Source organism: Limnohabitans radicicola (assembly GCF_014837235.1).
In the GTDB taxonomy this organism is placed as follows: Bacteria; Pseudomonadota; Gammaproteobacteria; order Burkholderiales; family Burkholderiaceae_C; genus Limnohabitans_A; species Limnohabitans_A radicicola.
Window position 1 is genome coordinate 150,671 of record NZ_JACYFT010000003.1, and the last position, 22,041, is coordinate 172,711.

Genomic DNA, 22,041 nt, shown 5'->3' on the forward strand with positions numbered 1-22,041 from the left:
GCAGAAAAAACCGGTTGGAAGGGCGTTTCAAGGCCCTGATACCGGATTTTTGACACGAAATTGTCACAATCAAGTCATAAAGTGGCAGTGTCTCGGGCAGCGTTGTCTGTGTGCCGAGTGGTTCAGAGTCTCAACTATCCTCAATCGGAGTTTGCATGTTGAAAATGAAATCGATCCTGGTGGCTGCCGGTCTGGCAGTCGCGGCATTGGCCTCCACGGCAGCCGACATCACCGGTGCTGGCGCCACCTTCCCTTACCCGATGTACGCCAAATGGGCCGAAGCCTACAAGGCCGCCACCGGCGTGGGCCTGAACTACCAGTCCATTGGCTCTTCCGGTGGCATCAAGCAAATCCGTGCCAAGACCGTGACTTTTGGCGCTACAGACGCACCGTTGCCCGGCGCGGATCTGGACAAGGATGGCATGGTGCAGTTCCCCGCCATCGTGGGGGGCACCGTGCCCGTGGTGAACCTCGAAGGTTTCAAGCCCGGTGAGCTGCGCATCACAGGCCCCGTGCTGGCCGAGATTTACATGGGCACCATCACCAAGTGGAGCGATGCCAAGCTGGCGGCTTTGAACCCCGGCAAGAAATTGCCCGACCAGTCCATCACCGTGGTGCACCGTGCCGACGGTTCCGGCACCACGTTCAACTTCACCGACTACCTGAGTGCGGTGAGCAAGGATTGGGCAGACAAAGTGGGCAAGGGTGCTGCTGTCAAGTGGCCTGCCGAGTCTTCTGTCGGTGGCAAGGGCAACGAAGGCGTTGCTGCCAACGTGAACCGCGTCAAAGGTGCCGTGGGTTATGTGGAATACGCCTACGTCAAGAAAAACAACATGAACTTCCTGTTGTTGCAAAATGCGGCAGGCAAATATGTGGCTCCTGACGATCTGACTTTTGCTGCTGCAGCGGCCGGGGCTGACTGGTTCAGTGTGCCGGGCATGGGCGTGTCCATGGTCAATGCCAAAGGCAACGACAGCTGGCCCATCAGCACCGCGTCGTTCATCCTGATGTACAAAAAGCCTGGCGACAAGGCTGCATCGGACGAAGTGCTCAAGTTCTTTGATTGGGCATTCAAGAATGGCAAGAAAATGGCCGCCGATCTGGACTATGTGCCTTTGCCTGACGCGCTGACCAGTCAGATCCGTGCCAAGGTCTGGTCTGAAATCAAGTGATGAAACCCATGTCGCAGGTCTGAGCCTTCAGGCCTGCCAAGCGCTCGCCGACCAGGGCGAGCGCTTTTTCTAAAGCAGTGGTATTTGCAATGCAGTTGTCACAAGGAACTTCGATGGACTCGGTGGACAAGATGGACAAGCAGTCCGAGGCCAATATGGTGTCCGTTGCCCGGCGGCAAGGCATTGAAGACTTCATCTTCCACAAGCTCACGCTGGGATTTTCCCTGTTGGTCTTGTTTGCCCTGATGGGCATCATCATTTCCCTGCTGATCAATGCCTGGCCTTCCTTGTCCAAGTTTGGCGTGCAGTTTGTTTGGCGTGTCGAGTGGGACATCGTCAATGAAGAGTTTGGCGCGGCCATTGCGGTTTTCGGTACCCTGGTCAGTGCCGTGATCGCGCTTTTGATTGCTGTGCCGCTGTCGTTTGGCATCGCCTTGTTCCTGACCGAAACCTGCCCGGTCTACTTGCGTCGGCCCTTGGGTACGGCCATCGAGTTGCTGGCGGCCGTGCCATCGATCATCTATGGCATGTTTGGCTTGTTTGTTTTTGCCCCCCTGTTCGCAGACTATGGCCAACCTGCCCTGCAATCGACCCTTGGCAAGATGCCCTTGGTGGGCAGCCTTTTTGGGGGCGCCATGAATGGTGTGGGCATTCTGGCCGCTGGCATCGTGCTGGCGTTCATGATCGTGCCCTTCATCGCTTCGGTGATGCGCGATGTGTTTGAAATCGTGCCGCCCATCCTGCGGGAGTCGGCCTATGGGCTGGGCTGCACCACCTGGGAAGTGGTGCGCCACATTGTGTTGCCTTATACCCAAAAAGGCGTGATCGGTGGTGTCATGCTGGGCTTGGGGCGCGCCCTGGGCGAGACCATGGCCGTGACTTTCGTGATCGGCAACTCGCAGCGCTTGAGCGCGTCCTTGTTCGCCCCCGGCACCACCATCGCATCCACCTTGGCCAATGAATTTGGCGAAGCCGATGATTTGCATTTGTCCACGCTGTTTGCGCTGGGCTTTTTGCTGTTCGTGATCACTTTCGTGGTTTTGTCTGTCGCCAAGATCATGCTGATCCGGGCAGAAAAAGCCAAAGGCACCAAGACTTGATGCCCCGCACCGGAACCACACCATGAATTTGTCGATTTACAAACGCCGCCAGTTGGCCAACAGAATCGGTCTGACACTGTCGATGTCGGCCATGGGTCTGGGCCTGTTTGTGTTGCTCTGGATCCTGTATGTGCTGTTTTCCAACGGGATTGCAGCGCTTGACTGGGCCATGTTCACCCAGTCCACCCCCGCACCCGGCTCCGAAGGTGGTGGCTTGGCGAACGCCATTGTGGGCAGTTTGCTGATGGTGGGCGTCACCGCACTGGTGAGCACGCCCATCGGCATCCTGGCCGGGGTGTACCTGGCCGAGTACGGTGACCAGAGCAAGACGGCCAGCCTGACGCGCTTTGTGACGGACATCATGCTGTCTGCGCCGTCCATCGTGCTGGGTTTGTTTGTGTATGCGGTGCTGGTGGCGCAGGTCAAGCATTTCTCGGGCTGGGCGGGCACGGTCGCCTTGTCCTTGATTGCCATTCCGGTGGTGGTTCGTACCACCGAGAACATGCTGCGTCTGGTGCCGGGCAGCTTGCGCGAAGCGGCATTTGCCCTGGGCGCGCCACGCTGGAAGGTGGCGACTTTCGTCACCCTTCGGGCTGCGAAATCGGGGGTGATGACCGGTTTGTTGCTGGCCTTGGCCCGCATCAGTGGTGAGACCGCCCCCTTGCTGTTCACGGCCCTGAACAACCAGTTTTTCTCGACCAACATGAATGCGCCCATGGCCAATTTGCCGGTGGTGATCTTTCAGTTTGCGATGAGCCCGTATGAGAACTGGGTGCGATTGGCATGGGGCGGCGCGTTGCTGATCACCCTCACGGTGCTGATTTTGAACATTGTGGCCCGCGTGTTTTTCCGCGACAAAGCCCAACACTGATTTCGAAGAATGGAATGAACATGCCTGCTTCCAACACTCCGGTGCGCAATGCCATCGAGATTCGCAACCTCGACTTTTACTACGGCACTTTCAAGGGTCTGAAGAACATCAATCTCGACATCGCCGAGGGCCAGGTCACCGCCTTCATCGGTCCATCGGGCTGTGGCAAGTCCACCTTGCTGCGCACGCTCAACCGCATGTACAGCCTCTACCCGGGTCAGCGAGCCGAGGGGCAAATCAACCTGCATGGCCAGAACATTCTGGATCCCAAGCAGGACTTGAACCTGCTGCGTGCCCGTGTGGGCATGGTGTTCCAGAAGCCCACACCGTTCCCGATGTCGATTTACGACAACATCGCATTCGGGGTCAAGCTGTATGAAAACCTCAGCCGCTCCGAAATGGACGAGCGGGTGGAATGGGCTCTGACCAAAGCCGCGATCTGGAACGAGGTCAAGGACAAATTGGGTCAAAGCGGTCTGTCGCTTTCTGGTGGTCAGCAGCAACGCCTGTGCATTGCACGCACAGTGGCGGTCAAGCCCTCGGTGATCCTGCTCGACGAGCCTACTTCTGCGCTGGATCCGATCTCGACCGCCAAGGTCGAAGAGCTGGTTCATGAGTTGAAGAACGATTACACCGTGGCCATCGTCACGCACAACATGCAGCAGGCGGCGCGCGTGTCCGACTACACCGCCTACATGTACCTGGGGGAGTTGATCGAGTTTGGCAAAACCGATCAGATTTTCATGAAGCCCACTCGCCAGGAAACCGAAGACTACATCACAGGCCGTTTTGGCTGATCCGGAGAAGCACCATGGAAAAACACATTTCAAGCCAATTCGATGCCGACCTGACAGGGGTGTCGTCTCGTGTGCTGGAGTTGGGTGGTCTGGTTGAATCGCAAACGCGCCATGCCGTGTATGCCCTCGCCCAGTTCAGTGCCGAAGTGGCGGCTCAGGTGATCGAGACCGAGCGCCAGGTCAACACGCTGGAGGTGGAGATCGACGCCGAGCTGGCTTCGATCATCGCCCGTCGCCAGCCGACGGCGCGTGACCTGCGTTTGTTGATGGCCATTTCCAAGATCACAGGCAATCTGGAGCGTGTGGGTGACGAGGCCGACCGCATTGCCCGCATGGTCAAGCAAATTCTGGAGCAGGGCAATCCTCGCAATTTGCCATCCACAGAGTTGCGTGTGGCTTCCGATCTGGCGTCGACCTTGCTGCGCAAGTCGCTTGATGCATTTGCCCGTCTGGACGTGAACACCGCCCTTGAAATTCTCAAAGAGGACGACCTGATCGATGCCGAGTTCAATGGGTTCATGCGCAAGCTGGTGACCTACATGATGGAAGACCCTCGCACGATCTCGGCCAGCCTGGACCTGTTGTTCGTGGCCAAAGCCATCGAGCGCATTGGGGACCATGCCAAGAACATCGCCGAATTCGTGATTTACGTGGTCAAAGGGGCCGATGTGCGCCACACCGCCCTGGCCGACATTGAATCTGCCGTGAAATGAGAACCCTGCCCCGTATCCTGATCGTCGAAGACGAGCCGGCGATTGCCGAGCTGATCGCGGTGAACTTGCGCCACAACGGCTTTCAGCCCGTGTGCGCGATGGACGCTGAATCGGCGCAGCGCGAGCTCGATGAGGTTTTGCCCGACGTCATCTTGCTGGACTGGATGCTGCCCGGTGAGAGCGGCCTGAGCCTGGCCAAGCGCTGGCGTGCATCGTCGCGCAGCAAGGCCGTGCCCATCCTGATGATCACGGCACGTGGTGACGAGCCCGATCGCGTGGCGGGCCTGGATGCGGGCGCGGACGACTACATCGTCAAACCCTTTTCGCCACGCGAGTTGCTCGCGCGCATCCGTGCGGTGCTGCGCCGCCGCGCGCCAGAGCAAGCGGGCGGGGTGGTCACCATTGGGGACTTGAGTCTGGATGCCGACACCCACCGCGTGAGTTGGTCCGGGCAGCCGCTCAAGGTCGGGCCGACCGAGTTCAAGCTGCTGCAATACCTGATGCGTCACCCCGAGCGGGTGCACAGCCGAGGCATGCTGCTCGACAAGGTGTGGGGTGACCATGTTTACATCGAAGAGCGGACGGTGGATGTGCATGTCAAGCGTCTGCGCGAATCGCTCGGAGATGCGGGCCGAATGGTTGAAACCGTGCGTGGTGCAGGTTACCGCCTGACCGCATCACCGGCCGCCTGATTGCATGGCCACGCACCTGCTTTCGCTCATTTTCCTGAGCCTGGTCGCTGCAGTCACTGCCTGGTGGCACGGCGGCGCGACAGGCGCTTGCGCCGCTGTGGCGCTGATCAGCTGGCTCTGGATCGCACAGCAGTTGTGGCGGGCACGCCGTCTGGAGGGCTGGTTGCGTGCTGGCAAAGTGGAAGATGCGCCAGCCCTGAAAGGCCTGTGGCGCGACCTGAGCGACCGCATGCGTCGGCTGCTGCAGCAGCGCGACAAGCAGGTGCAGTTGCACATGGACAGACTGCAGTTTTTCCTGCAGGCTATCCAGGCCTCGCCCAATGGTGTGACTTTGCTCGACAGTCAAGGCCGCATCGAGTGGTGCAACGACACCGCCGCACAGCATTTGGGGATCGATCCGCAAAGAGACCAGTTGCAGCATGTGGTGCACATGGTGCGCGACCCGGTGTTCTCGCGTTATTTTGCGCAAGACCAGCATCAGGGTGAGGTGGTCATTGAGGGGCGATCGCCGAGTTTGACCCAGAGCATCAAGTTGTCGGTCCAGCTGCACCCGTATGGCGACGGGCAGCAGCTTTTGCTCACCCGTGACATCACCTCGGTGCTCCAGGCCGAAGTCATGCGACGCGATTTTGTGGCCAATGTATCGCACGAGATCCGCACGCCGCTGACCGTGCTCAGCGGTTTTGTGGAAACCCTCCAGAACTTGCCTTTGGGTCACGATGAGCAGCAACACTACCTGGCCCTGATGGCGGTGCAAGCCAGCCGCATGCAAACGCTGGTGAGCGATTTGCTGATCCTGTCGCAGCTCGAGGGCAGTCCGCCGCCGGGCAAGGGCGAGCCGGTGGCCTTGGCCCCCTTGACGCAGCAGGTGCACGACGATGCCCTGGCTTTGTCTGCCTTGCAGGGCAGCGAATCGTCAGGACCGGTACACACCCTGGTGATGGCGCCTGTGCCCGAATGGTGCCTGGCGGGTTCGCGCCACGAGTTGCTCAGCGCCATGTCCAACCTGGTCAACAACGCGGTGCGCTACACCCCGGCGGGCGGCACGATCCGCATGGCCTGGTCGCAGCCGGACGATGAGCATGTGGTTTTTTCGGTGCAGGACACGGGCCCGGGCATTGCAGCCGAACACTTGCCGCGTTTGTCAGAGCGCTTTTACCGTGTGGACCGCAGCCGCTCCCGCGAGACGGGCGGGACAGGTTTGGGTCTGGCCATCACCAAGCATGTGGTGCAGCGGCATGGTGGGCAATTGCGCATTGAGAGCGAGCCCGGTCGTGGCTCGACCTTCATGCTGAGCTTCCCGGTCAGCCGTTTGTTGCCCGCGGCCTAAGCAGTCGCCGGGTGTGCGCGCCGCAGCCCTTGCAGGGCGGTGGTCGTCAGCCAGCTGAGTGTTCCCAGAGCCATCACCATTGCCCATGCCGCCGGGCTGAGGGTTGCAAAATGCAATGCCTCCATGGCCCAGGGCACCTGCAGCACAACGATCAGCACCCCCAGGTCCAGGCCCAGGATCCAGGGCAAGGCCCTGTTGTGCTGAAGTGGCTCACCGCGTGTGTTTTTTGCACGGACGCGTGTGCTCAGGATCAGGCCTGCGTTGGCCACCACCAGGGTGGCGAACAGCAAGGCACGGGTGCTGGCTTCGTCCATGCGTTCATGGGCCCCGTCATGCGCCCAGAAATAACCCAGGCCCAAAACCGTCAAAATGCACAAGCCTTGAGCCAGGGCCAGCAGCATGTCTGCCTGGCCAAACAAGGGGGCCAGCACATCGCGGGGAGGGCGTTGCATGACATCGTGGTCGGGGGGCTCGTTCTCAAAAGCGATGGCGCAGGCCGGATCGATCACCAGCTCCAGCAAGGCCAGGTGCACGGGCAGCAGCAAAGCGGGCGAGCCCAGCAGCAGGGGCAGCATGGCCATGCCTGCAATGGGGATGTGGATCGCAAAGATGTAGCGCATGGACTTTTGCAGGTTGCTGTAGATGCGTCGACCCATGCGGATGCCCTGAACGATGGAGGCGAAGTTGTCGTCCATCAGCACGATGGCGGCGGCTTCGCGGGCCACGTCGGTGCCGCGCTCACCCATGGCAATGCCCACGTGCGCAGCACGCAGGGCAGGTGCGTCGTTCACGCCGTCACCCGTCATGGCCACCACGTGCCCCTGGGCCTGCAGTGCCTGGACGATGCGCAGCTTCTGCTGTGGTGTGATGCGCGCGCAAACGCTGACGGTCTGCATGGTTTGGCTCAGCGCCTGATCACTGAGCCTGTCGAGTTCGTCCCCCGTCAGGGTGTCGCCGGGCGCCAGGCCTGCTTGTTGCGCGATCACGCGCGCCGTGGCCGGGTAGTCCCCGGTGATCAAGATCACGCGGATGCCGGCGCTGTGGCAATCGGCCACGGCCTGCGGGATCTCGGCACGCAAGGGATCGGTCAGCCCGAGCAGACCCAGCCATTGGAAGTCGAAGCCGTGCGCGCTGTCAGGCCAGTTGTCGCCGCTGAAGCGGCTTTTCGCCACGGCCAGCACGCGCAGCCCCTGAGCGGCCATGCGCTCGACCTCGCTGGACCAATGCGCCCGCTGCGGCACTGTGAGGTGGCACAGATCCATCACGGCCTCTGGTGCACCTTTGACCGAGACCACGCGGTCTGGGCCGTCGTCTGTTTGCCAGACGTGTGACATGGCCTTGAGTGCGGGGCTCAGGGCATAGGTTTTCACCAGTGTCCAGTGGCGGTGCAGGTGCTCGGTATGTGCCAGTTGCGATTGCCCCAGGGCATGAAATGCGGTTTCCATGGGGTCAAAAGGCAAAGGTGCGCTGGCCAGGATCGCGTGTTCCAGCAAGGGGTGAAACGTTTCGGTCAGCCAGGGCTGCTCGGTCGCGGACCACTGTGCGGCCTCGCTGGCATTGGATGGGCCTGCGGCCAGTGCGGTCACGGTCATGCGGTTGTGGGTCAGGGTGCCGGTTTTGTCGGTGCACAGCACATTGACGGCGCCCAGGGTTTCGATGGCCGTGATGCGCCGGGTGAGCACGCCTTCACGGGCCAGGCGTCGGGCGCCCAGTGCCGGAAACACGGTGAGCACCACCGAATACTCTTCCGGCACGATGGCCATGGCCAGCGCCATGCCCGAGAGCAGCGCTGGCATCCATTGGCCGTCGCGCCAGCCCAGCACCAGCACCAGCCCCAAGCACAGGAGCACAGCGATGGCGGCGATCACCTTCACCAGTTTGGCGGTTTGCGCCTGCAAGGGTGTCGGGCTGGCTTGCAGGGGGAGAAGCGAAGCGCCGATGCGTCCGATCTGGCTGCGCGGCCCCGTGGCGATGACCCTTGCCAGGCCCTGGCCACGGACCACAAAGGTGCCCGAAAAAACCTGTTCGCAGGCTTTGTGTGCTGACGAGGACTGCACAGGCTGCCGGGTCACGTGGGCCTCGTCTCCCGTTTGCTTGTCGACCGGCAGGGATTCACCGGTGAGCAGGGATTCGTTGATTTGAAGATGGTCGGCGCTCAGCAGCTCACCATCGGCGCTGACGCGGTCGCCCTCGGACAGCAGCATCAGGTCGCCTTGCACCAATTCGCGCGCGGGGATTTGCATGGGCTGGCCTGCACGGATGACATGGGCCAAGGGTTGGCTCAACGCCTGCAGTGCTGCCAAGGCGCGTTCGGATCGGCCCTCCTGGTAAAAGGTCAGTGCCAGCACGGCGACCACAAACACGGTGAGCGTGAGGCCTTCCAGCAGATCGCCCAGCACGATGTAGAGCACCGCTGCCAGCACCAGCAAGGCAAACATGGGCTCGCGCAGCAGATCGGCGGCACGCCACAGCAGCCCGCGTTGAACACCTGCAGGCAATTCGTTGGGCCCGTCGATGCGCATTTGTCTCTCGGCTTGCTGGGGCGTCAGGCCTTGTGGCGGCTTGGCTTGGGCGGTGTGCATGCCCATTGATACCGGTTCATGGGGCTGCCGTCCATACTGCAAGGGGGGTACATTGGGCCCATGCAAGGTCACCCAGGGCATGAAAAATGAATTCGGACATCCTTGAATTTCTTGAGCGCATCCGCGAGCTGGAAGCGCGCATCGAGCGTGAAGCGCAGGCGCGTCGTCAGCAGTGGCAGGCCGATTTCGAGTCGCGCAAAGTGCGCTTTGAGTCGGAAGTGCTCGCGCAACAAAAGCGCTTCAAGATGGGCTTGCTGCGTTATCTGCTCAGTGCCGAATGGCGCAGCGTGCTGAGTGTGCCGTTCATTTACCCGGTGATCGTGCCGCTGGTCTTGCTCGATGTGTTTGTCACGCTCTACCAGTGGGTGTGTTTTCCGCTGTACCGGATCCCGCGCGTCCAACGCAGTGACTTCTTTGTGTTTGACCGCACGCACCTGGCGTATCTGAACCTGCTCGAAAAGATCAACTGCGCCTATTGCTCGTATGGCAATGGTTTGATGGCTTATGCACGCGAGGTGGTGGGGCTGACGGAGCAGTACTGGTGCCCGATCAAGCACGCGCGCAAGGTCTTGCAGGCCCACCCGCATTACCACGGCTTTGCCGATTACGGCGACGCCGAGCATTACCGTGCCGAACTGGCCCGTTTGCGTGCGGACTTGGCCCGCATGTCCGTCCGGTGAGGCTTTTGGTGCCGTGCAGACTTGGGGTTAGCCCTCAAAGTGTCGCGGCATGGACATGTTTTGCTTGCCGAGCTGCCTACAGTGGAGGTCATGAAAACCTTTGAAACACTGGCCGATCTGGCCGCTTGCGTGGGCCAACACGTCGCCACCAGCGATTGGGTCCTGATCACCCAGGATCAGGTCAACCGCTTTGCGGACGCCACTGGGGACCACCAATGGATCCATGTGGATGTCGAGCGGGCCAAGAACGGTCCGTTTGGCGCACCGATTGCGCATGGCTTTTTGACCTTGTCCTTGCTGCCGCAGTTCTTTGACAACACCGTGCAGGTCAAGGGCGTGCGCATGGGCGTCAATTACGGTTTGAACAAAGTGCGCTTCATGGCGCCGGTGCCTGTGGGCAGCCGTTTGCGTGCGCAGCTGAAGCTGCAATCGGCCACCCCCATCGACGGCAATGGCCTGCAGATCCAGTGGGATGTGACGATCGAGCGCGAAGGCGGGGACAAGCCCGTTTGCGTGGCCGAGTCGCTGGCCAGGATGTACGTCTGATCGCTGTCGGATCAGGGGGGCGGGGCGCTGGCACCGTCAAAACCGTTTTGCCGCCAGGCTTCAAACACAGTCACGGCCACGGCGTTGGACAGGTTCAGGCTGCGCTGGCCCGCGCGCATGGGCAGCCGGATGCGCTGAGCTGAGGGAAAGCGCTCGCGCAACTCGGGTGCGAGGCCACGCGTTTCGGCGCCAAACACCAGCCAGTCTCCGGGTTGAAAAGAGGTGCTGTGAACGGGCCGACTGCCGCGTGTGGTGAGTGCAAACATGCGCTCGGCCGGGGGGCGTTCTGTTGCCAAAAATGTGTCCCAGTTGGCATGGCGGCGCAGCTGCGCGTACTCGTGGTAGTCGAGCCCGGCGCGGCGCATGTGCTTGTCGTCCATCGAAAAACCCAGTGGCTCGATCAGGTGCAGCGTGCAGCCCGTGTTGGCCGCCAGTCGGATGACGTTGCCCGTGTTGGGCGGGATTTCGGGTTCGACCAGGACGATGTGAAACATGGTCGGTATTGTGCCGTGCAACGGGTGCCAGGCTGTCAGGTCGTCAAAAGGGCAGGGTGTCCAGATCGGCCTCGGTGGCCGCCTCGGTACGGGCCAGCACCACGGCGCTGATGTGCTGGACTCCGGCCTGGCGCAGCACCCGGGCGGCGGTGTGCAGCGATGCGCCGCTGGTCATGACATCGTCGACCAACACCACGCGTTTGTCCCGAAGTGCAGGCGCTTGCAGAGGGTCAAGTGCAAATGCACCTTCGAGGTTGGCCAGGCGTTCGCTGCGCGGCAGGGTGCGCTGCGAAGGTGTGTCGCGTGTCCGCAGCAAGAAATCTGGCTGTGCTTTGTCTGGGCACAGGTGCTGTGCCAGCAGCCAGGACTGGTTGTAGCCACGCTCGGCCAGCCTCTCGCGCGAGAGCGGTATGGGCAGCACCCAGTCGGCCGCCTCCAGCATGTCTTCGACGCCGTGGCTGCTGAGCATCAGCGTGGCCAGGGGGCGGGCCCAGCCGGGTTGGGCCTGGAATTTGAGTTTGGCCACCAGATCGATCCAGGGCCAGGCGTAAGCGGTGGCACTCAGGCACACATCCAGGGGTGGCGGGTTGTTCAGACAGTCCCCGCAGATGCGGCCCCCTGGCAAGGGCAAGGCGCAGCGCTGGCAGCGGCTGGTGGGCTGGGCGTAATGAGCGATGCAGTGATCGCACACAGGCGCGCAGGGCCAGCCTCGGCAAATGGCGCAGCGGCTGGGCAGCCAGCCCCCGAGGCTGCCTGCTGGGCGGGATGAAGTCAGCCCTCTGAACCATTGGAAAACCATGAAATCAATATACTGCCAGCCTGTTGCGGCCCGCAAGGCCTGATGCCAAACCCATGCCCTCCTCTGAACGTCCCCCCACACTTGATCCTGCCGCCGCTGCGCGTTGGGCCGCTTTGCCCGTGCGACAGGGCTTGTCGCCCTGGCTGCACGAGGAAATCGCCTCCCGCATGCTCGAGCGTCTGGATTTCATCCGGTTGCAGCCCCAGCAATGGGCGCATTGGGAGCCTTTGCGTGGCGGCATCGAGGCACACCGTCAACTGCTACAACGCTATCCCAAGGCCCCCGTCTGGCTGGTGGCCGGGCAGCCCAGCCAGGCCCGGGCGGCACTGGAGGCCAGTCGTGGGCGCTGGTGGCAGTTGTCGCGCTGGACCGGGCCTGCCACCGCGCTGAGCACACCGCCTGCGGGGGCGGTGCAGATGCTGTGGGCCAACATGCTGCTGCACCACGCGGCCGATCCGCAGGCCCTGATCGCGGACTGGCATCGGGCATTGGCAGTGGACGGTTTTTTGATGTTTTCCTGCCTGGGGCCAGACACTTTGCGCGAATTGCGCCAGATTTATGCCCAAAAGGGTTGGCCAGAGCCTGCCCATGAATTCACCGACATGCACGATTGGGGCGACATGCTGGTTCATGCTGGGTTCGCTGAGCCCGTCATGGACATGGAGCGGATCACCCTGAGCTACGAAACCCCGGAGCGTCTTCTGGCCGAATTGCGTGAATTGGGTCGCAACCTGCATGGGCAAAGGTTTTCAGGTTTGCGCGGGCGCCGCTGGCGGGCTCAATTGCTGCAGGCTTTGCAGGCCTTGGCCCGTCCTGATGAGCAAGGTCGCTTTTGCCTGACTTTCGAGGTCGTCTACGGTCATGCGCTCAAGCCCGTGCCGCGCCACAAAGTCCAGTCGGAGAGCCAAATTGGCCTGCAGGACATGCGCCAGATGCTCCAAGCCCGCAAGGCTGGATTTCGTCAGCTTTGAGAAAGATCAAAAACCTTCTTCAAGTCGGGTAAAATTCGCGGCTATTTCGTCCGTCCAGTGCGTCTGGCGCTTCTTGGGCTTGCACAAAGCCCAAGCGGTCTATCTGCAGATTTTTGTGGTCTGGCAGGGGCGAATCACGAAGAAAGGCCCTGCGTTTTTGTGCGGGCCTGGTCCAGACTGGCAACGGTTCGGGCCAAAGGTGTGGGATCTAACCGAGACTTGGAAGTTTGTGAGAACCATGAAGAACATTTCCAGAAAACTGGCTTCGCTGCTGTCCCGTGTGGGCATCTTCACGGGCGTGATGCTGGCAACAGCCGCCCACGCCGTCAATGACCTGCCGGGTGGCCCTGCAGTCAACCAGCTGAACTTTGCACCTCCGGTGACCAAAATCGCCGAGCAACAGCACTGGTTGCACTGGATGATGCTGATCATCTGCACGGTGATCTTCATCGCGGTGTTCTCGGTGATGTTCTATTCCATCTGGAAGCACCGTAAATCGGTGGGTCACAAGCCTGCCACCTTCAGCGAATCGGTCACGGTCGAAATCTTGTGGACCGCTGCACCCTTCCTGATCGTGATCCTGATGGCTTTGCCTGCCACGAAAGTGCTGGTCGCCCAGAAAGACACCACCAACGCGGACCTGACCGTCAAAGCCACCGGCTACCAGTGGAAATGGGGTTACGACTACCTCAAGGGCGAAGGTGAAGGCCTGAGCTACATCTCCACCCTGGATTCGACCCAGCGTGCGATGTCCAATGCGGGCAAGCCCGAGGGCGACAACTACCTGCTCAAGGTGGACAACCCTCTGGTGGTTCCTGTGGGCAAAAAAGTGCGTGTGATCACCACGGCCAACGACGTGATCCACGCCTTCATGGTGCCTGCTTTCGGCATCAAGCAAGATGCGATCCCCGGTTTTGTGCGTGACACCTGGTTCCGCGCCGAAAAGACCGGTGACTTCTATGGCCAATGTGCAGAGCTGTGCGGTAAAGAGCACGCTTACATGCCCATCCACGTGAAGGTGTTGTCCGCAGAGGACTACTCCAAGTGGGTGGAAGGCGAGAAGAAAAAGCAGGCCGCCAAAGCCGATGATCCTTCCAAAGTCTGGACCTTGGACGATCTGGCCAAGCGTGGCGAGAAGGTTTACGCCGCCAACTGCGCTGCCTGCCACCAGGCCAACGGCAAGGGCGCTGGCCCGATCAAGCCGGTTGACGGTTCTGCCGTCGTGCTGGATGCCGACAAGATGAAACAGGTCGCCGTGCTGCTCAATGGCCAGAACAATGGCGCCATGCCTTCGTGGAAGCAGCTCTCCGACACCGAGATCGCTGCTGTGATCACCTACACCAAGAACAACTGGTCCAACAAGACCGGGCAGATCGTGCAACCGGCCGAAGTGCTGGCTGCTCGCAAGTAAGCCTGAACCGTATCAAGTAAAGAGGAAATCAAGATGAGTGCCGTTCTAGATCATCACGATCACGCTCACGACGACCACGGTCACGCACCTGCGGGCTGGCGTCGTTGGGTCTTTGCGACCAACCACAAAGACATTGGTACCCTGTACCTGCTGTTCAGCTTTGCCATGCTCATGATCGGTGGCGTTTTGGCCCTGCTGATCCGCGCCGAGCTGTTCCAGCCGGGTCTGCAAATCGTCAACCCCGAGTTGTTCAACCAGTTCACGACCATGCACGGTCTGATTATGGTGTTCGGAGCGATCATGCCGGCCTTCGTGGGCTTTGCGAACTGGATGCTGCCTTTGCAAATTGGCGCTTCTGACATGGCCTTTGCCCGCATGAACAACTTCAGCTTCTGGCTGATGATTCCTGCGGCCATCATGCTGGCCGGTTCGTTCTTCATGCCCGGTGGCGCACCTGCTGCCGGCTGGACACTGTATGCACCTTTGACCCTGCAAATGGGCCCTTCCATGGACGCTGGTATTTTTGCCATGCACATCCTGGGTGCTTCGTCCATCATGGGTTCAATCAACATCATCGTGACCATCCTCAACATGCGCGCCCCTGGCATGACGCTGATGAAGATGCCCATGTTCGCCTGGACCTGGCTGATCACCGCTTACCTGCTGATCGCTGTGATGCCTGTGCTGGCTGGCGCGATCACCATGACGCTGACCGACCGCCACTTTGGCACCAGCTTCTTCAACCCCGCTGGTGGTGGTGACCCCGTCATGTACCAGCACATTTTCTGGTTCTTCGGTCACCCCGAGGTGTACATCATGATCTTGCCGGCTTTCGGCATCATCAGCCAGATCGTGCCTGCTTTTGCACGCAAAAAACTGTTTGGCTACGCCTCCATGGTCTATGCCACTTCCTCGATCGCGATCCTGTCGTTCATCGTGTGGGCGCACCACATGTTCACGACCGGCATGCCTGTGACAGGTCAGTTGTTCTTCATGTACGCCACGATGCTGATTGCCGTGCCGACCGCTGTGAAGATCTTCAACTGGATCGCGACCATGTGGCGCGGCTCCATGACCTTTGAGACACCAATGATGTTTGCCGTGGGCTTCATCTTCGTGTTCACCATGGGTGGTTTCACCGGTTTGATCCTGTCGATGGCCCCCATCGACATTCAGATGCAAGACACCTACTACGTGGTGGCGCACTTCCACTACGTGCTGGTGGCGGGTTCCCTGTTTGCCTTGTTTGCCGGTTTCTACTACTGGGCACCCAAGTGGACTGGCGTGATGTACAGCGAAACCCGTGGCAAGCTGCATTTCTGGTGGTCGCTGATTTCGTTCAACGTGACTTTCTTCCCGATGCACTTCTTGGGCTTGGCCGGCATGCCACGCCGCTATGCCGACTACCCCATGCAGTTCACCGACTTCAACATGGTGGCTTCGGTGGGTGCCTTCTTCTTCGGTTTTGCACAGGTTTATTTCTTCCTGTTCATCGTGGTGCCTGCCATGCGTGGTCAGGGTGCCAAAGCGTCCCAGAAACCCTGGGAAGCAGCCGAAGGTCTGGAGTGGGAAGTGCCTTCGCCAGCGCCTTTCCACACCTTTGAGAATCCGCCCAAGCTCGACGAATCCGCCACCCGCGTGATCGGCTGATTTCAGACATGAGCATGACACCCGAACAAAAGAAGAACAACGTTCGCCTGGGCCTGATCCTGGCCTCGGTGGCGCTGGTTTTCTTCATCGGTTTCATGGCCAAGATGGTGATCCTGAGTCATTGAGGCCAAGCGGAATGAACTTGCGCTCTGAAAACCTGAAGATGGTGAGCAAGCTCGCAGTGGTCACTGCGGGCATGTTCTGCTTCGGGTATGCGCTCATTCCCATCTACAAGCACATCTGTGAGATCACCGGGATCAACATCCTGTCGGTCTCCGAGCGCATGGTGCCCGGTAATGGCAATGTGGGTGCAGCGGCGAAGCTGCCTGCCAACAGCCAGGTCGACACCACGCGCACCATCACCGTGGAGTTTGACGCCAACGCCCGTGGTCCCTGGGACTTCAAACCCCAGAAAAGCTCGATCCAGGTGCATCCTGGCGAGTTGGCCACCGTGATGTACGAGTTCCAGAATGTCCAGAACCGCCGCATGGCGGCTCAGGCCATTCCCAGTTATGCACCGCACCAGGCCGCCAGCCACTTCAACAAGCTCGAGTGTTTCTGCTTCAACCAGTACACGCTTGAGGCGGGTGAGAAAAAGCAGTGGCCTGTTTCGTTTGTCATTGACCCCAAATTGTCCAAAGACGTGACGACGATCACGCTGTCCTACACCTTCTTTGAGGTGGGCGGCAAGACCCCAGCAGCCCCGGTTGCACAGCTCGCGCCAGCGAATGGAGCAGGCTCATGAGTTCGGTGTTGCGCACGTTCCAGGCGGTTTTGTGGTCATTTTTGGGTATTCGCAAAAGTGCTGAATACCAAAAAGACACCGAAAGCCTCAACCCCTTCCACATCATTGTGGTGGGCATTTTGATTGCACTGTTGTTTGTGCTGGGGCTGATCGCCCTGGTGAATTGGGTGGTGGTTCAGCCCACCGGTCTTTAACCCCCAAATTGAGTTTCCAAGAAAAGAGAGCAGGAGTCCCCATGAGTTCGACCGCACACGGCACAACGCCTTATTACTATGTTCCACACGAGTCACGTCACCCTGTGATGGCGGCCGCTGGCCTGTTCTTTGTGATTCTTGGCGCAGGTCAGTGGATCAATGGCTCAGACTGGGGCAAGTACTCTTTGTTCTTCGGCCTGGCCTGGTGGCTGGTGGTTTTGTACCAATGGTTCAAAGATGCTATCGCTGAGAGCGAAGGCGGTATGTACGGTCACAAGATCGACCTGTCCTACCGCTGGAGCATGACCTGGTTCATCTTTTCGGAAGTGATGTTCTTCGGGGCGTTTTTCTCGGCCCTCTGGTGGGCGCGCATGCACTCGGTGCCTGCATTGGGCAGCCTCGACAACGCCTTGATCTGGCCTGACTTCAAAGCCGTGTGGCCTTCGCTGGCGGCTGGTGCAACGGCCTCTCCGGCCGGCATCATCGAGCCCTTCCAGACCATGACGCCTTTCTGGTTGCCCACGATCAACACCGGCTTGCTGCTGACTTCGGGCGTGACCTTGACCATTGCCCACCACGCTTTGCAGCACGGTGACCGCGCCAAGACCATCCGTTTCATGTGGTTGACCGTCTTGCTGGGTGTTGTCTTCCTGTTCGTGCAGGGATACGAATACGCCCACGCCTGGAGCGAAATGAACCTGAAGCTGTCTTCTGGCGTTTACGGTTCGACCTTTTACATGCTGACGGGCTTTCACGGCTTCCACGTGTTTGTGGGCATGCTGATGCTGCTGTTCATCACCTTGCGCCTGCAAAAAGGCCACTTCACCACAGAGCGTCACTTCGGCTTCGAAGGCGCGGCCTGGTACTGGCACTTTGTGGACGTGGTCTGGCTGGGTCTGTACATCCTGGTGTACTGGCTGTAAGACCGCGTTGCTTCACAAAAAAGCGCCGTCAAGGCGCTTTTTTTGTGTGGGCTTGCGCGGTTTCAGGCACCAGCCGGGATGCCCGAAGGCTGAATCCAGCCCATTTTCCAGGCGATCAGCACGCAGATGAACAAGAGGATCGAAAATCCCACCCGGAAGGCCAGCGCTTTGGCCATGTTGCCCTTGGGGCGTGGACTGCCGTCTGCCTGAGGGGTACCGCCCCGCATCATGTACACAAGCGCAGTGGCCAGACTGCCCAAAATGGCGATGAATGCAATGGCAACAAGGATTTTCATGACAGGCATTATCCAATGAACGCCAAACCACTTCGCTGGCGACGCGTCCTGATCCTGGTCGCGGCATTGCTGGGCGTATCGGTCACCGCATCGCTGGGGCAGTGGCAGTTGCGTCGGGCGGCCCAAAAACAGGCCTTGACGCAGGCGCTGGCCGACAAGGCAGCGCTGGCCCCTGTGGAGGGGGCGAGCCTCGGCCAGCCCGGTGACAGCGCGGCCAACCGGGAAGGTTTGTTGCACCGCGCGGTACACCTGAAAGGCCACTGGCTGGCTCAGCACACGGTGTATCTTGAAAACCGCCAGATGCAGTCCCGCCCGGGTTTTTATGTGGTGACACCGCTGCAGGTGGCGGGCAGTGGGCAAGTGGTGGTGGTGCAGCGCGGCTGGGTGCCGCGCTCTTTCACCGACCGCACGGCCTTGCCAGAGGTGCAAACGCCCTCAGGTGAAGTGACGCTGCAAGGGCATTTGGCCCCATGGCCTTCACGGGTGTACGACTTTGGCGCGGTGGAGGAGGGGCCGATACGGCAAAATCTCGACTTTGCTGCATACCGTCAGCAAACCGGTTTGCCCTTGCTGGAGTTGAGCGTGATGCAATCGGGGCCGGCTTCTGAAGGCCTGCTGCGTGAATGGCCCCCAGTGGCCAGTGGTGTTGAGAAGCACCACGGCTATGCTTTCCAGTGGTTCGGGCTCAGTGCCTTGATCGCGCTTCTTTATGTCTGGTTCCAAATTGTCTTATCCCGCAGAAAAACACAACACCGTTGATGCGCCCCTGGCCATGACCGTGCACGACATGCCTGCGCCCGTTGAAGTCGCGCAGGCCGATGAGCGGCGTACCATGGCCGGGCGTTGGAAGATGCTGTTGGTGATGTTGGTTTGTGCAACGCCCGTCATCGCCTCGTATTTCACCTACTATGTGGTTCGACCCGAGGGGCGGCGCAACTACGGTGAATTGGTCACGCCACCCCAAGACATGCCGCAAGTCATGGTCCGGGACACGCAAGGCCGCACCTTCCCACTGACCGAACTGAAGGGCCAGTGGTTGCTGGTGTCCGTGGGTGCAGGCGCATGCGCGCAGGCCTGTCAGCAGAATTTGTATTTTCAGCGCCAACTTCGAGAGGTGTTGGGCAAGGACAAAGACCGCCTCGACAGGCTGTGGCTGATCAACGATGAAGCGCCTGTGGCGCCTGATCTGCTGCCCGCCCTGCATCAAGCCCAGGCTTTGCGCATCGATGCCGCGGCATTGCAGGCCTGGTTGAAACCTGCTGAAGGCCAGAAGCTGGAAGACCACTTGTACGTGGTCGACCCCATGGGCAACTGGATGATGCGTTTCCCGGCCCACATGGACGTGACGGCGGCCTCCAAGGCCAAGCGCGATCTGGAGCGACTGATGCGGGCATCATCGTCCTGGGACCAGGCGGGGCGCTGAACACCATGCAGGTGGATTTGTACAACCTCAGCCCGGCTTTGCAACTCATGGGCGTCGGCCTGCTGGTGGCAGGACTGCCCTTGCTGTGGTTCTGGCGCAGGCACGGCACGGCCGCGCCCGCACAGCGGCTCAAGGCCTTGACGGTGCTCACGCTGATGCTCACCTTCGAGCTGGTGCTCGTGGGGGCGTTCACCCGCCTCACGGATTCGGGCCTGGGGTGCCCGGATTGGCCGGGTTGTTACGGCAGCGCCACCCCGCTGGGGGCGCACCATGAAATCACGCAGGCCCAGACCGCCATGCCCACAGGTCCTGTGACTCATGGCAAGGCTTGGGTCGAGATGGTGCACCGCTATATGGCCACCGGGGTCGGTGTCCTGATCATCACTTTGTTCGCGCTCACCTGGCGGCAGTGGCGGCATGACCGCCGCCTGGCTGTGCACCCGATGTGGCCACTGCTCACCCTGCTGTGGGTGTGTTTGCAGGGCGCGTTTGGCGCGCTCACGGTGACCATGAAGCTGTTTCCGGCCATCGTGACGCTGCACCTGTTGCTGGCCTTGGGGCTGCTGGCCTTGCTGGTGGTGCAGGCGGTGCGCTACGAAGGCTGGCAGAGTGTGTCCATTCCCCATGGCTTGCGCTGGGGTCTGGCGGGTGCACTGGTGCTGTTGTGGCTGCAAATCGCCCTGGGCGGCTGGGTCAGTACCAATTACGCGGTGTTGGCGTGCAGCGACTTTCCCACCTGTCAGGGTCAGTGGTGGCCCGAGATGAACTGGCAAGGCTTCAGCCTCTGGCGTGAGCTGGGCCATGCCGCCGATGGCCAGCCTTTGCCCTTTGCGGCGCTGGCGAGCATCCACCATATCCACCGCTGCATGGCTGCGCTGGTGCTCGGTGTGCTGCTGCTGGTGGGCTGGCGGCTGCGGCAGCAGCCAGGCTTGGCGCGTCCGGCTCGGGCGCTGCTGGCCTTGTCGGCCCTCCAGTTTTTCACAGGCCTGTCGAACGTGGTGCTGGACTGGCCCCTTGTGGCGGCTGTGCTCCACACGGGCGGCGCTGCTGCTTTGGTCATGGCGTTGACCTGGGCTTTGTCGCTCAGCAAAACGGCTGTGCCTTCACCAACTTTCATTGATTCAAGGCCTGTCGCATGACTTCTGCCGCTGTGATTCCCGCGATGTCCGTCTGGCGCCAGTATTACGCGCTGACCAAACCCCGCGTGGTGCAACTCATTGTTTTTTGCGCCCTGATTGGCATGGTGCTGGCGGTGCCGGGGGTGCCCAGCGCTGCCGAGCTGCTGCTGGGCTTGTGGGCCTGCGCAGGCATCTGGCTGGTGGCGGGGGCGGCGGCGGCTTTCAACTGCCTGGTGGAGAAAACCATCGATGCCAAGATGAAGCGCACCGCCTGGCGTCCAACTGCCAAGGGTGAGCTGAGCGATCGCCAGGCCTTGCTGTTTTCTGCTGCCTTGTGCCTGGTGGGCTCGGCCGTGTTGTACGTGATGGTCAACCCCTTGACCATGTGGCTGACCTTTGCCACTTTTGTGGGCTACGCGATCATCTACACCGTGATCCTCAAGCCGCTCACGCCACAGAACATCGTCATCGGCGGCGCCAGTGGCGCCATGCCACCCGTTTTGGGCTGGGCCGCCATGACCGGCGATGTGGGCTACCAGGCGCTGATTCTGTTCCTCATCATTTTCTTGTGGACCCCGCCGCACTTCTGGGCGTTGGCCCTTTACCGCGTGGAGGACTACCGCAAATCGGGTCTGCCCATGCTGCCGGTCACGCACGGCAACGCCTTCACCCGTTTGCAGATCCTGCTCTACACCATCGTGCTGCTGGCGGCGTGCTTGTTGCCCTTCATGACCCAGATGAGTGGCTGGCTGTATCTGTTTTTTGCTGTCGTGCTCAACCTCGGCTTCATCGGCTATGCCGTGGCCCTTTGGCGCCAGTACTCGGATGAGCTGGCGCGCAAGACGTTCCGTTTTTCACTGATTCACCTGAGTGTGCTGTTTGCCGCTTTGCTGGTGGACCATTACCTGTTCTGAGGTGGGCATGATCAAACGTCAATTTCTGGCTGCCGTGGCGGTGGCTGCGCTGTCCATGCTCGTGGCCTGCGGTCAGGACAAGCCCGCCTTCAAAAGTGTGGACATCACGGGAGCTGATTACGCCAAGGGCTGGCAGTTGACCGATCAGCATGGCCAGGAGCGCACGCTAGGGGATTTCGCGGGCAAGGTCGTGATCGTGTTTTTTGGCTACACCCAATGCCCGGATGTGTGCCCCACCTCGATGCAGGAACTGGCTCAGGTCAAACAGCTGCTGGGGCCTGACGGCGACAAATTGCAGGGGGTGTTCATCACCATCGACCCCGAGCGGGACACGGCCGAGTTGCTCAAGGCCTACATGGCCAATTTCGATCCCACATTCATCGCCTTGCGCCCCACGCCAGAGCAGCTGGCGCAAGTGGCCCGTGACTTCAAGATTTATTACAAAAAAGTCGATGGCAAGAGCGCGACCAGCTACACCATGGACCACTCGGCGGGCAGCTACACCTTCGACACGCACGGGCGTGTGCGCCTGTACAACCGCTACGGCAGCGGTGCGCCAGCGCTGGCAGAGGACGTGAAAATCCTGCTCAAGGGCGCCTGAGCCGACGCACAGCGGGCAG

Annotated in this window: 25 protein-coding genes; 21 read left to right on the top strand and 4 right to left on the bottom strand. The window is 60.6% G+C overall.

Annotated elements, in window-relative coordinates:
- Nucleotides 1-155: 155 nt before the first annotated feature.
- The 7 genes from pstS to phoR all read left to right on the top strand — a co-directional run bounded on the left by pstS (nucleotide 156) and on the right by phoR (nucleotide 6,675).
- Complete coding sequence (gene pstS / locus IC609_RS13335) at nucleotides 156-1,172, top strand: phosphate ABC transporter substrate-binding protein PstS (protein ID WP_191820007.1); 1,017 nt, start codon at nucleotides 156-158, stop codon at nucleotides 1,170-1,172.
- A 131-nt stretch (nucleotides 1,173-1,303) separates the two neighbouring features.
- A complete protein-coding gene (gene pstC / locus IC609_RS13340; RefSeq protein ID WP_408611052.1) occupies nucleotides 1,304-2,272 on the top strand; it encodes a phosphate ABC transporter permease subunit PstC in 969 nt (322 codons plus the stop codon).
- A 22-nt stretch (nucleotides 2,273-2,294) separates the two neighbouring features.
- A complete protein-coding gene (gene pstA / locus IC609_RS13345; protein WP_191820009.1) occupies nucleotides 2,295-3,143 on the top strand; it encodes a phosphate ABC transporter permease PstA in 849 nt (282 codons plus the stop codon).
- 14 nt (nucleotides 3,144-3,157) lie between these two features.
- Nucleotides 3,158-3,940 (top strand): phosphate ABC transporter ATP-binding protein PstB, encoded by a 783-nt coding sequence (pstB, locus tag IC609_RS13350; RefSeq protein WP_191820010.1) that lies wholly within the window; start codon nucleotides 3,158-3,160, stop codon nucleotides 3,938-3,940.
- 14 nt (nucleotides 3,941-3,954) lie between these two features.
- Nucleotides 3,955-4,653 carry a phosphate signaling complex protein PhoU gene (phoU, locus tag IC609_RS13355; RefSeq protein ID WP_191820011.1) on the top strand — a complete coding sequence of 233 codons (699 nt, stop codon included), beginning with the start codon at nucleotides 3,955-3,957 and terminating at the stop codon, nucleotides 4,651-4,653.
- The gene (gene phoB, locus IC609_RS13360; RefSeq protein WP_191820012.1) at nucleotides 4,650-5,345 is read left to right on the top strand and encodes a phosphate regulon transcriptional regulator PhoB; all 696 of its coding nucleotides are present in this window, start codon (nucleotides 4,650-4,652) and stop codon (nucleotides 5,343-5,345) included. Before phoU ends, phoB begins: the two co-directional genes overlap by 4 nt.
- Before the next feature lie 4 nt (nucleotides 5,346-5,349).
- Nucleotides 5,350-6,675 (top strand): phosphate regulon sensor histidine kinase PhoR, encoded by a 1,326-nt coding sequence (gene phoR, locus IC609_RS13365; protein ID WP_191820013.1) that lies wholly within the window; start codon nucleotides 5,350-5,352, stop codon nucleotides 6,673-6,675.
- Here phoR and IC609_RS13370 read toward each other — a convergent pair.
- Nucleotides 6,672-9,257: a cation-translocating P-type ATPase gene (locus IC609_RS13370; protein ID WP_191820014.1), complete on the bottom strand. Its 2,586-nt coding sequence runs from the start codon at nucleotides 9,255-9,257 to the stop codon at nucleotides 6,672-6,674. The two genes, phoR and IC609_RS13370, sit on opposite strands and share 4 nt — an antisense overlap.
- Before the next feature lie 86 nt (nucleotides 9,258-9,343).
- Between IC609_RS13370 and IC609_RS13375 the strand changes: the two genes are divergently transcribed.
- Nucleotides 9,344-9,937 (top strand): hypothetical protein, encoded by a 594-nt coding sequence (locus IC609_RS13375; RefSeq protein ID WP_191820015.1) that lies wholly within the window; start codon nucleotides 9,344-9,346, stop codon nucleotides 9,935-9,937.
- Between the two features lie 90 nt (nucleotides 9,938-10,027).
- Complete coding sequence (locus tag IC609_RS13380) at nucleotides 10,028-10,483, top strand: MaoC family dehydratase (protein WP_191820016.1); 456 nt, start codon at nucleotides 10,028-10,030, stop codon at nucleotides 10,481-10,483.
- Between the two features lie 11 nt (nucleotides 10,484-10,494).
- On the opposite strand, the gene trmL is transcribed toward IC609_RS13380, so the two are convergent.
- Together trmL and IC609_RS13390 are read right to left on the bottom strand one after the other, a co-directional pair.
- Nucleotides 10,495-10,977 (bottom strand): tRNA (uridine(34)/cytosine(34)/5-carboxymethylaminomethyluridine(34)-2'-O)-methyltransferase TrmL, encoded by a 483-nt coding sequence (gene trmL, locus IC609_RS13385; protein WP_191820017.1) that lies wholly within the window; start codon nucleotides 10,975-10,977, stop codon nucleotides 10,495-10,497.
- Between the two features lie 43 nt (nucleotides 10,978-11,020).
- Entirely contained in the window at nucleotides 11,021-11,776 is a 756-nt protein-coding gene (locus IC609_RS13390) for a phosphoribosyltransferase family protein (protein ID WP_191820018.1), read from the bottom strand.
- Nucleotides 11,777-11,829: 53 nt separating this feature from the next.
- Between IC609_RS13390 and IC609_RS13395 the strand changes: the two genes are divergently transcribed.
- From IC609_RS13395 to IC609_RS13420, 7 genes are all read left to right on the top strand, one after another.
- Entirely contained in the window at nucleotides 11,830-12,747 is a 918-nt protein-coding gene (locus tag IC609_RS13395) for a class I SAM-dependent methyltransferase (RefSeq protein WP_191820019.1), read from the top strand.
- Nucleotides 12,748-12,985: 238 nt separating this feature from the next.
- Nucleotides 12,986-14,158, top strand: coding sequence for a cytochrome c oxidase subunit II (coxB, locus tag IC609_RS13400; RefSeq protein ID WP_191820020.1), 1,173 nt, complete (start codon nucleotides 12,986-12,988; stop codon nucleotides 14,156-14,158).
- 33 nt (nucleotides 14,159-14,191) lie between these two features.
- Nucleotides 14,192-15,808 carry a cytochrome c oxidase subunit I gene (ctaD, locus tag IC609_RS13405; RefSeq protein ID WP_191820021.1) on the top strand — a complete coding sequence of 539 codons (1,617 nt, stop codon included), beginning with the start codon at nucleotides 14,192-14,194 and terminating at the stop codon, nucleotides 15,806-15,808.
- A gap of 14 nt (nucleotides 15,809-15,822) precedes the next feature.
- Entirely contained in the window at nucleotides 15,823-15,933 is a 111-nt protein-coding gene (locus tag IC609_RS16125; protein ID WP_225224192.1) for a cytochrome oxidase small assembly protein, read from the top strand.
- Between the two features lie 11 nt (nucleotides 15,934-15,944).
- Nucleotides 15,945-16,553 carry a cytochrome c oxidase assembly protein gene (locus tag IC609_RS13410; RefSeq protein WP_191820022.1) on the top strand — a complete coding sequence of 203 codons (609 nt, stop codon included), beginning with the start codon at nucleotides 15,945-15,947 and terminating at the stop codon, nucleotides 16,551-16,553.
- Nucleotides 16,550-16,747, top strand: coding sequence for a DUF2970 domain-containing protein (locus IC609_RS13415; RefSeq protein ID WP_191820023.1), 198 nt, complete (start codon nucleotides 16,550-16,552; stop codon nucleotides 16,745-16,747). Before IC609_RS13410 ends, IC609_RS13415 begins: the two co-directional genes overlap by 4 nt.
- 41 nt (nucleotides 16,748-16,788) lie before the next feature.
- Entirely contained in the window at nucleotides 16,789-17,670 is an 882-nt protein-coding gene (locus tag IC609_RS13420) for a cytochrome c oxidase subunit 3 (RefSeq protein WP_191820024.1), read from the top strand.
- 62 nt (nucleotides 17,671-17,732) lie between these two features.
- Here IC609_RS13420 and IC609_RS13425 read toward each other — a convergent pair whose 3' ends face one another.
- Nucleotides 17,733-17,966 (bottom strand): twin transmembrane helix small protein, encoded by a 234-nt coding sequence (locus IC609_RS13425; RefSeq protein ID WP_191820025.1) that lies wholly within the window; start codon nucleotides 17,964-17,966, stop codon nucleotides 17,733-17,735.
- A gap of 15 nt (nucleotides 17,967-17,981) precedes the next feature.
- On the opposite strand from IC609_RS13425, the gene IC609_RS13430 reads away from it, so the two are divergent.
- From IC609_RS13430 to IC609_RS13450, 5 genes are read left to right on the top strand one after another with little or no spacing between them, the layout of a single operon-like run.
- Nucleotides 17,982-18,725 carry an SURF1 family protein gene (locus tag IC609_RS13430; RefSeq protein ID WP_191820026.1) on the top strand — a complete coding sequence of 248 codons (744 nt, stop codon included), beginning with the start codon at nucleotides 17,982-17,984 and terminating at the stop codon, nucleotides 18,723-18,725.
- Entirely contained in the window at nucleotides 18,676-19,389 is a 714-nt protein-coding gene (locus IC609_RS13435) for an SCO family protein (RefSeq protein WP_191820027.1), read from the top strand. Before IC609_RS13430 ends, IC609_RS13435 begins: the two co-directional genes overlap by 50 nt.
- 5 nt (nucleotides 19,390-19,394) lie before the next feature.
- The gene (locus IC609_RS13440) at nucleotides 19,395-20,528 is read left to right on the top strand and encodes a COX15/CtaA family protein (protein ID WP_191820028.1); all 1,134 of its coding nucleotides are present in this window, start codon (nucleotides 19,395-19,397) and stop codon (nucleotides 20,526-20,528) included.
- Nucleotides 20,525-21,421, top strand: coding sequence for a heme o synthase (cyoE, locus tag IC609_RS13445; RefSeq protein ID WP_191820029.1), 897 nt, complete (start codon nucleotides 20,525-20,527; stop codon nucleotides 21,419-21,421). Before IC609_RS13440 ends, cyoE begins: the two co-directional genes overlap by 4 nt.
- A gap of 7 nt (nucleotides 21,422-21,428) precedes the next feature.
- Nucleotides 21,429-22,022, top strand: coding sequence for an SCO family protein (locus tag IC609_RS13450; RefSeq protein ID WP_191820030.1), 594 nt, complete (start codon nucleotides 21,429-21,431; stop codon nucleotides 22,020-22,022).
- The last annotated feature ends 19 nt before the right edge of the window (nucleotides 22,023-22,041 follow it).

What these genes read in the sequence shown, in the direction of transcription:
- coxB (WP_191820020.1), top strand. Translation starts at nt 12,986, where the DNA reads ATGAAGAACATTTCCAGAAAACTGGCTTCGCTGCTGTCCCGTGTGGGC.
- IC609_RS13410 (WP_191820022.1), top strand. Translation starts at nt 15,945, where the DNA reads ATGAACTTGCGCTCTGAAAACCTGAAGATGGTGAGCAAGCTCGCAGTG.
- IC609_RS13390 (WP_191820018.1), bottom strand. Translation starts at nt 11,776, where the DNA reads ATGGTTTTCCAATGGTTCAGAGGGCTGACTTCATCCCGCCCAGCAGGC.
- IC609_RS13420 (WP_191820024.1), top strand. Translation starts at nt 16,789, where the DNA reads ATGAGTTCGACCGCACACGGCACAACGCCTTATTACTATGTTCCACAC.
- IC609_RS13430 (WP_191820026.1), top strand. Translation starts at nt 17,982, where the DNA reads ATGAACGCCAAACCACTTCGCTGGCGACGCGTCCTGATCCTGGTCGCG.
- IC609_RS13450 (WP_191820030.1), top strand. Translation starts at nt 21,429, where the DNA reads ATGATCAAACGTCAATTTCTGGCTGCCGTGGCGGTGGCTGCGCTGTCC.
- IC609_RS13375 (WP_191820015.1), top strand. Translation starts at nt 9,344, where the DNA reads ATGAATTCGGACATCCTTGAATTTCTTGAGCGCATCCGCGAGCTGGAA.
- IC609_RS13395 (WP_191820019.1), top strand. Translation starts at nt 11,830, where the DNA reads ATGCCCTCCTCTGAACGTCCCCCCACACTTGATCCTGCCGCCGCTGCG.
- pstS (WP_191820007.1), top strand. Translation starts at nt 156, where the DNA reads ATGTTGAAAATGAAATCGATCCTGGTGGCTGCCGGTCTGGCAGTCGCG.
- pstB (WP_191820010.1), top strand. Translation starts at nt 3,158, where the DNA reads ATGAACATGCCTGCTTCCAACACTCCGGTGCGCAATGCCATCGAGATT.
- IC609_RS13370 (WP_191820014.1), bottom strand. Translation starts at nt 9,257, where the DNA reads ATGCACACCGCCCAAGCCAAGCCGCCACAAGGCCTGACGCCCCAGCAA.
- trmL (WP_191820017.1), bottom strand. Translation starts at nt 10,977, where the DNA reads ATGTTTCACATCGTCCTGGTCGAACCCGAAATCCCGCCCAACACGGGC.
- phoR (WP_191820013.1), top strand. Translation starts at nt 5,350, where the DNA reads ATGGCCACGCACCTGCTTTCGCTCATTTTCCTGAGCCTGGTCGCTGCA.
- IC609_RS13425 (WP_191820025.1), bottom strand. Translation starts at nt 17,966, where the DNA reads ATGAAAATCCTTGTTGCCATTGCATTCATCGCCATTTTGGGCAGTCTG.
- IC609_RS13435 (WP_191820027.1), top strand. Translation starts at nt 18,676, where the DNA reads ATGTCTGGTTCCAAATTGTCTTATCCCGCAGAAAAACACAACACCGTT.
- pstC (WP_408611052.1), top strand. Translation starts at nt 1,304, where the DNA reads ATGGACAAGCAGTCCGAGGCCAATATGGTGTCCGTTGCCCGGCGGCAA.
- IC609_RS13380 (WP_191820016.1), top strand. Translation starts at nt 10,028, where the DNA reads ATGAAAACCTTTGAAACACTGGCCGATCTGGCCGCTTGCGTGGGCCAA.
- ctaD (WP_191820021.1), top strand. Translation starts at nt 14,192, where the DNA reads ATGAGTGCCGTTCTAGATCATCACGATCACGCTCACGACGACCACGGT.
- cyoE (WP_191820029.1), top strand. Translation starts at nt 20,525, where the DNA reads ATGACTTCTGCCGCTGTGATTCCCGCGATGTCCGTCTGGCGCCAGTAT.
- IC609_RS16125 (WP_225224192.1), top strand. Translation starts at nt 15,823, where the DNA reads ATGACACCCGAACAAAAGAAGAACAACGTTCGCCTGGGCCTGATCCTG.
- phoU (WP_191820011.1), top strand. Translation starts at nt 3,955, where the DNA reads ATGGAAAAACACATTTCAAGCCAATTCGATGCCGACCTGACAGGGGTG.
- IC609_RS13415 (WP_191820023.1), top strand. Translation starts at nt 16,550, where the DNA reads ATGAGTTCGGTGTTGCGCACGTTCCAGGCGGTTTTGTGGTCATTTTTG.
- phoB (WP_191820012.1), top strand. Translation starts at nt 4,650, where the DNA reads ATGAGAACCCTGCCCCGTATCCTGATCGTCGAAGACGAGCCGGCGATT.
- IC609_RS13440 (WP_191820028.1), top strand. Translation starts at nt 19,395, where the DNA reads ATGCAGGTGGATTTGTACAACCTCAGCCCGGCTTTGCAACTCATGGGC.
- pstA (WP_191820009.1), top strand. Translation starts at nt 2,295, where the DNA reads ATGAATTTGTCGATTTACAAACGCCGCCAGTTGGCCAACAGAATCGGT.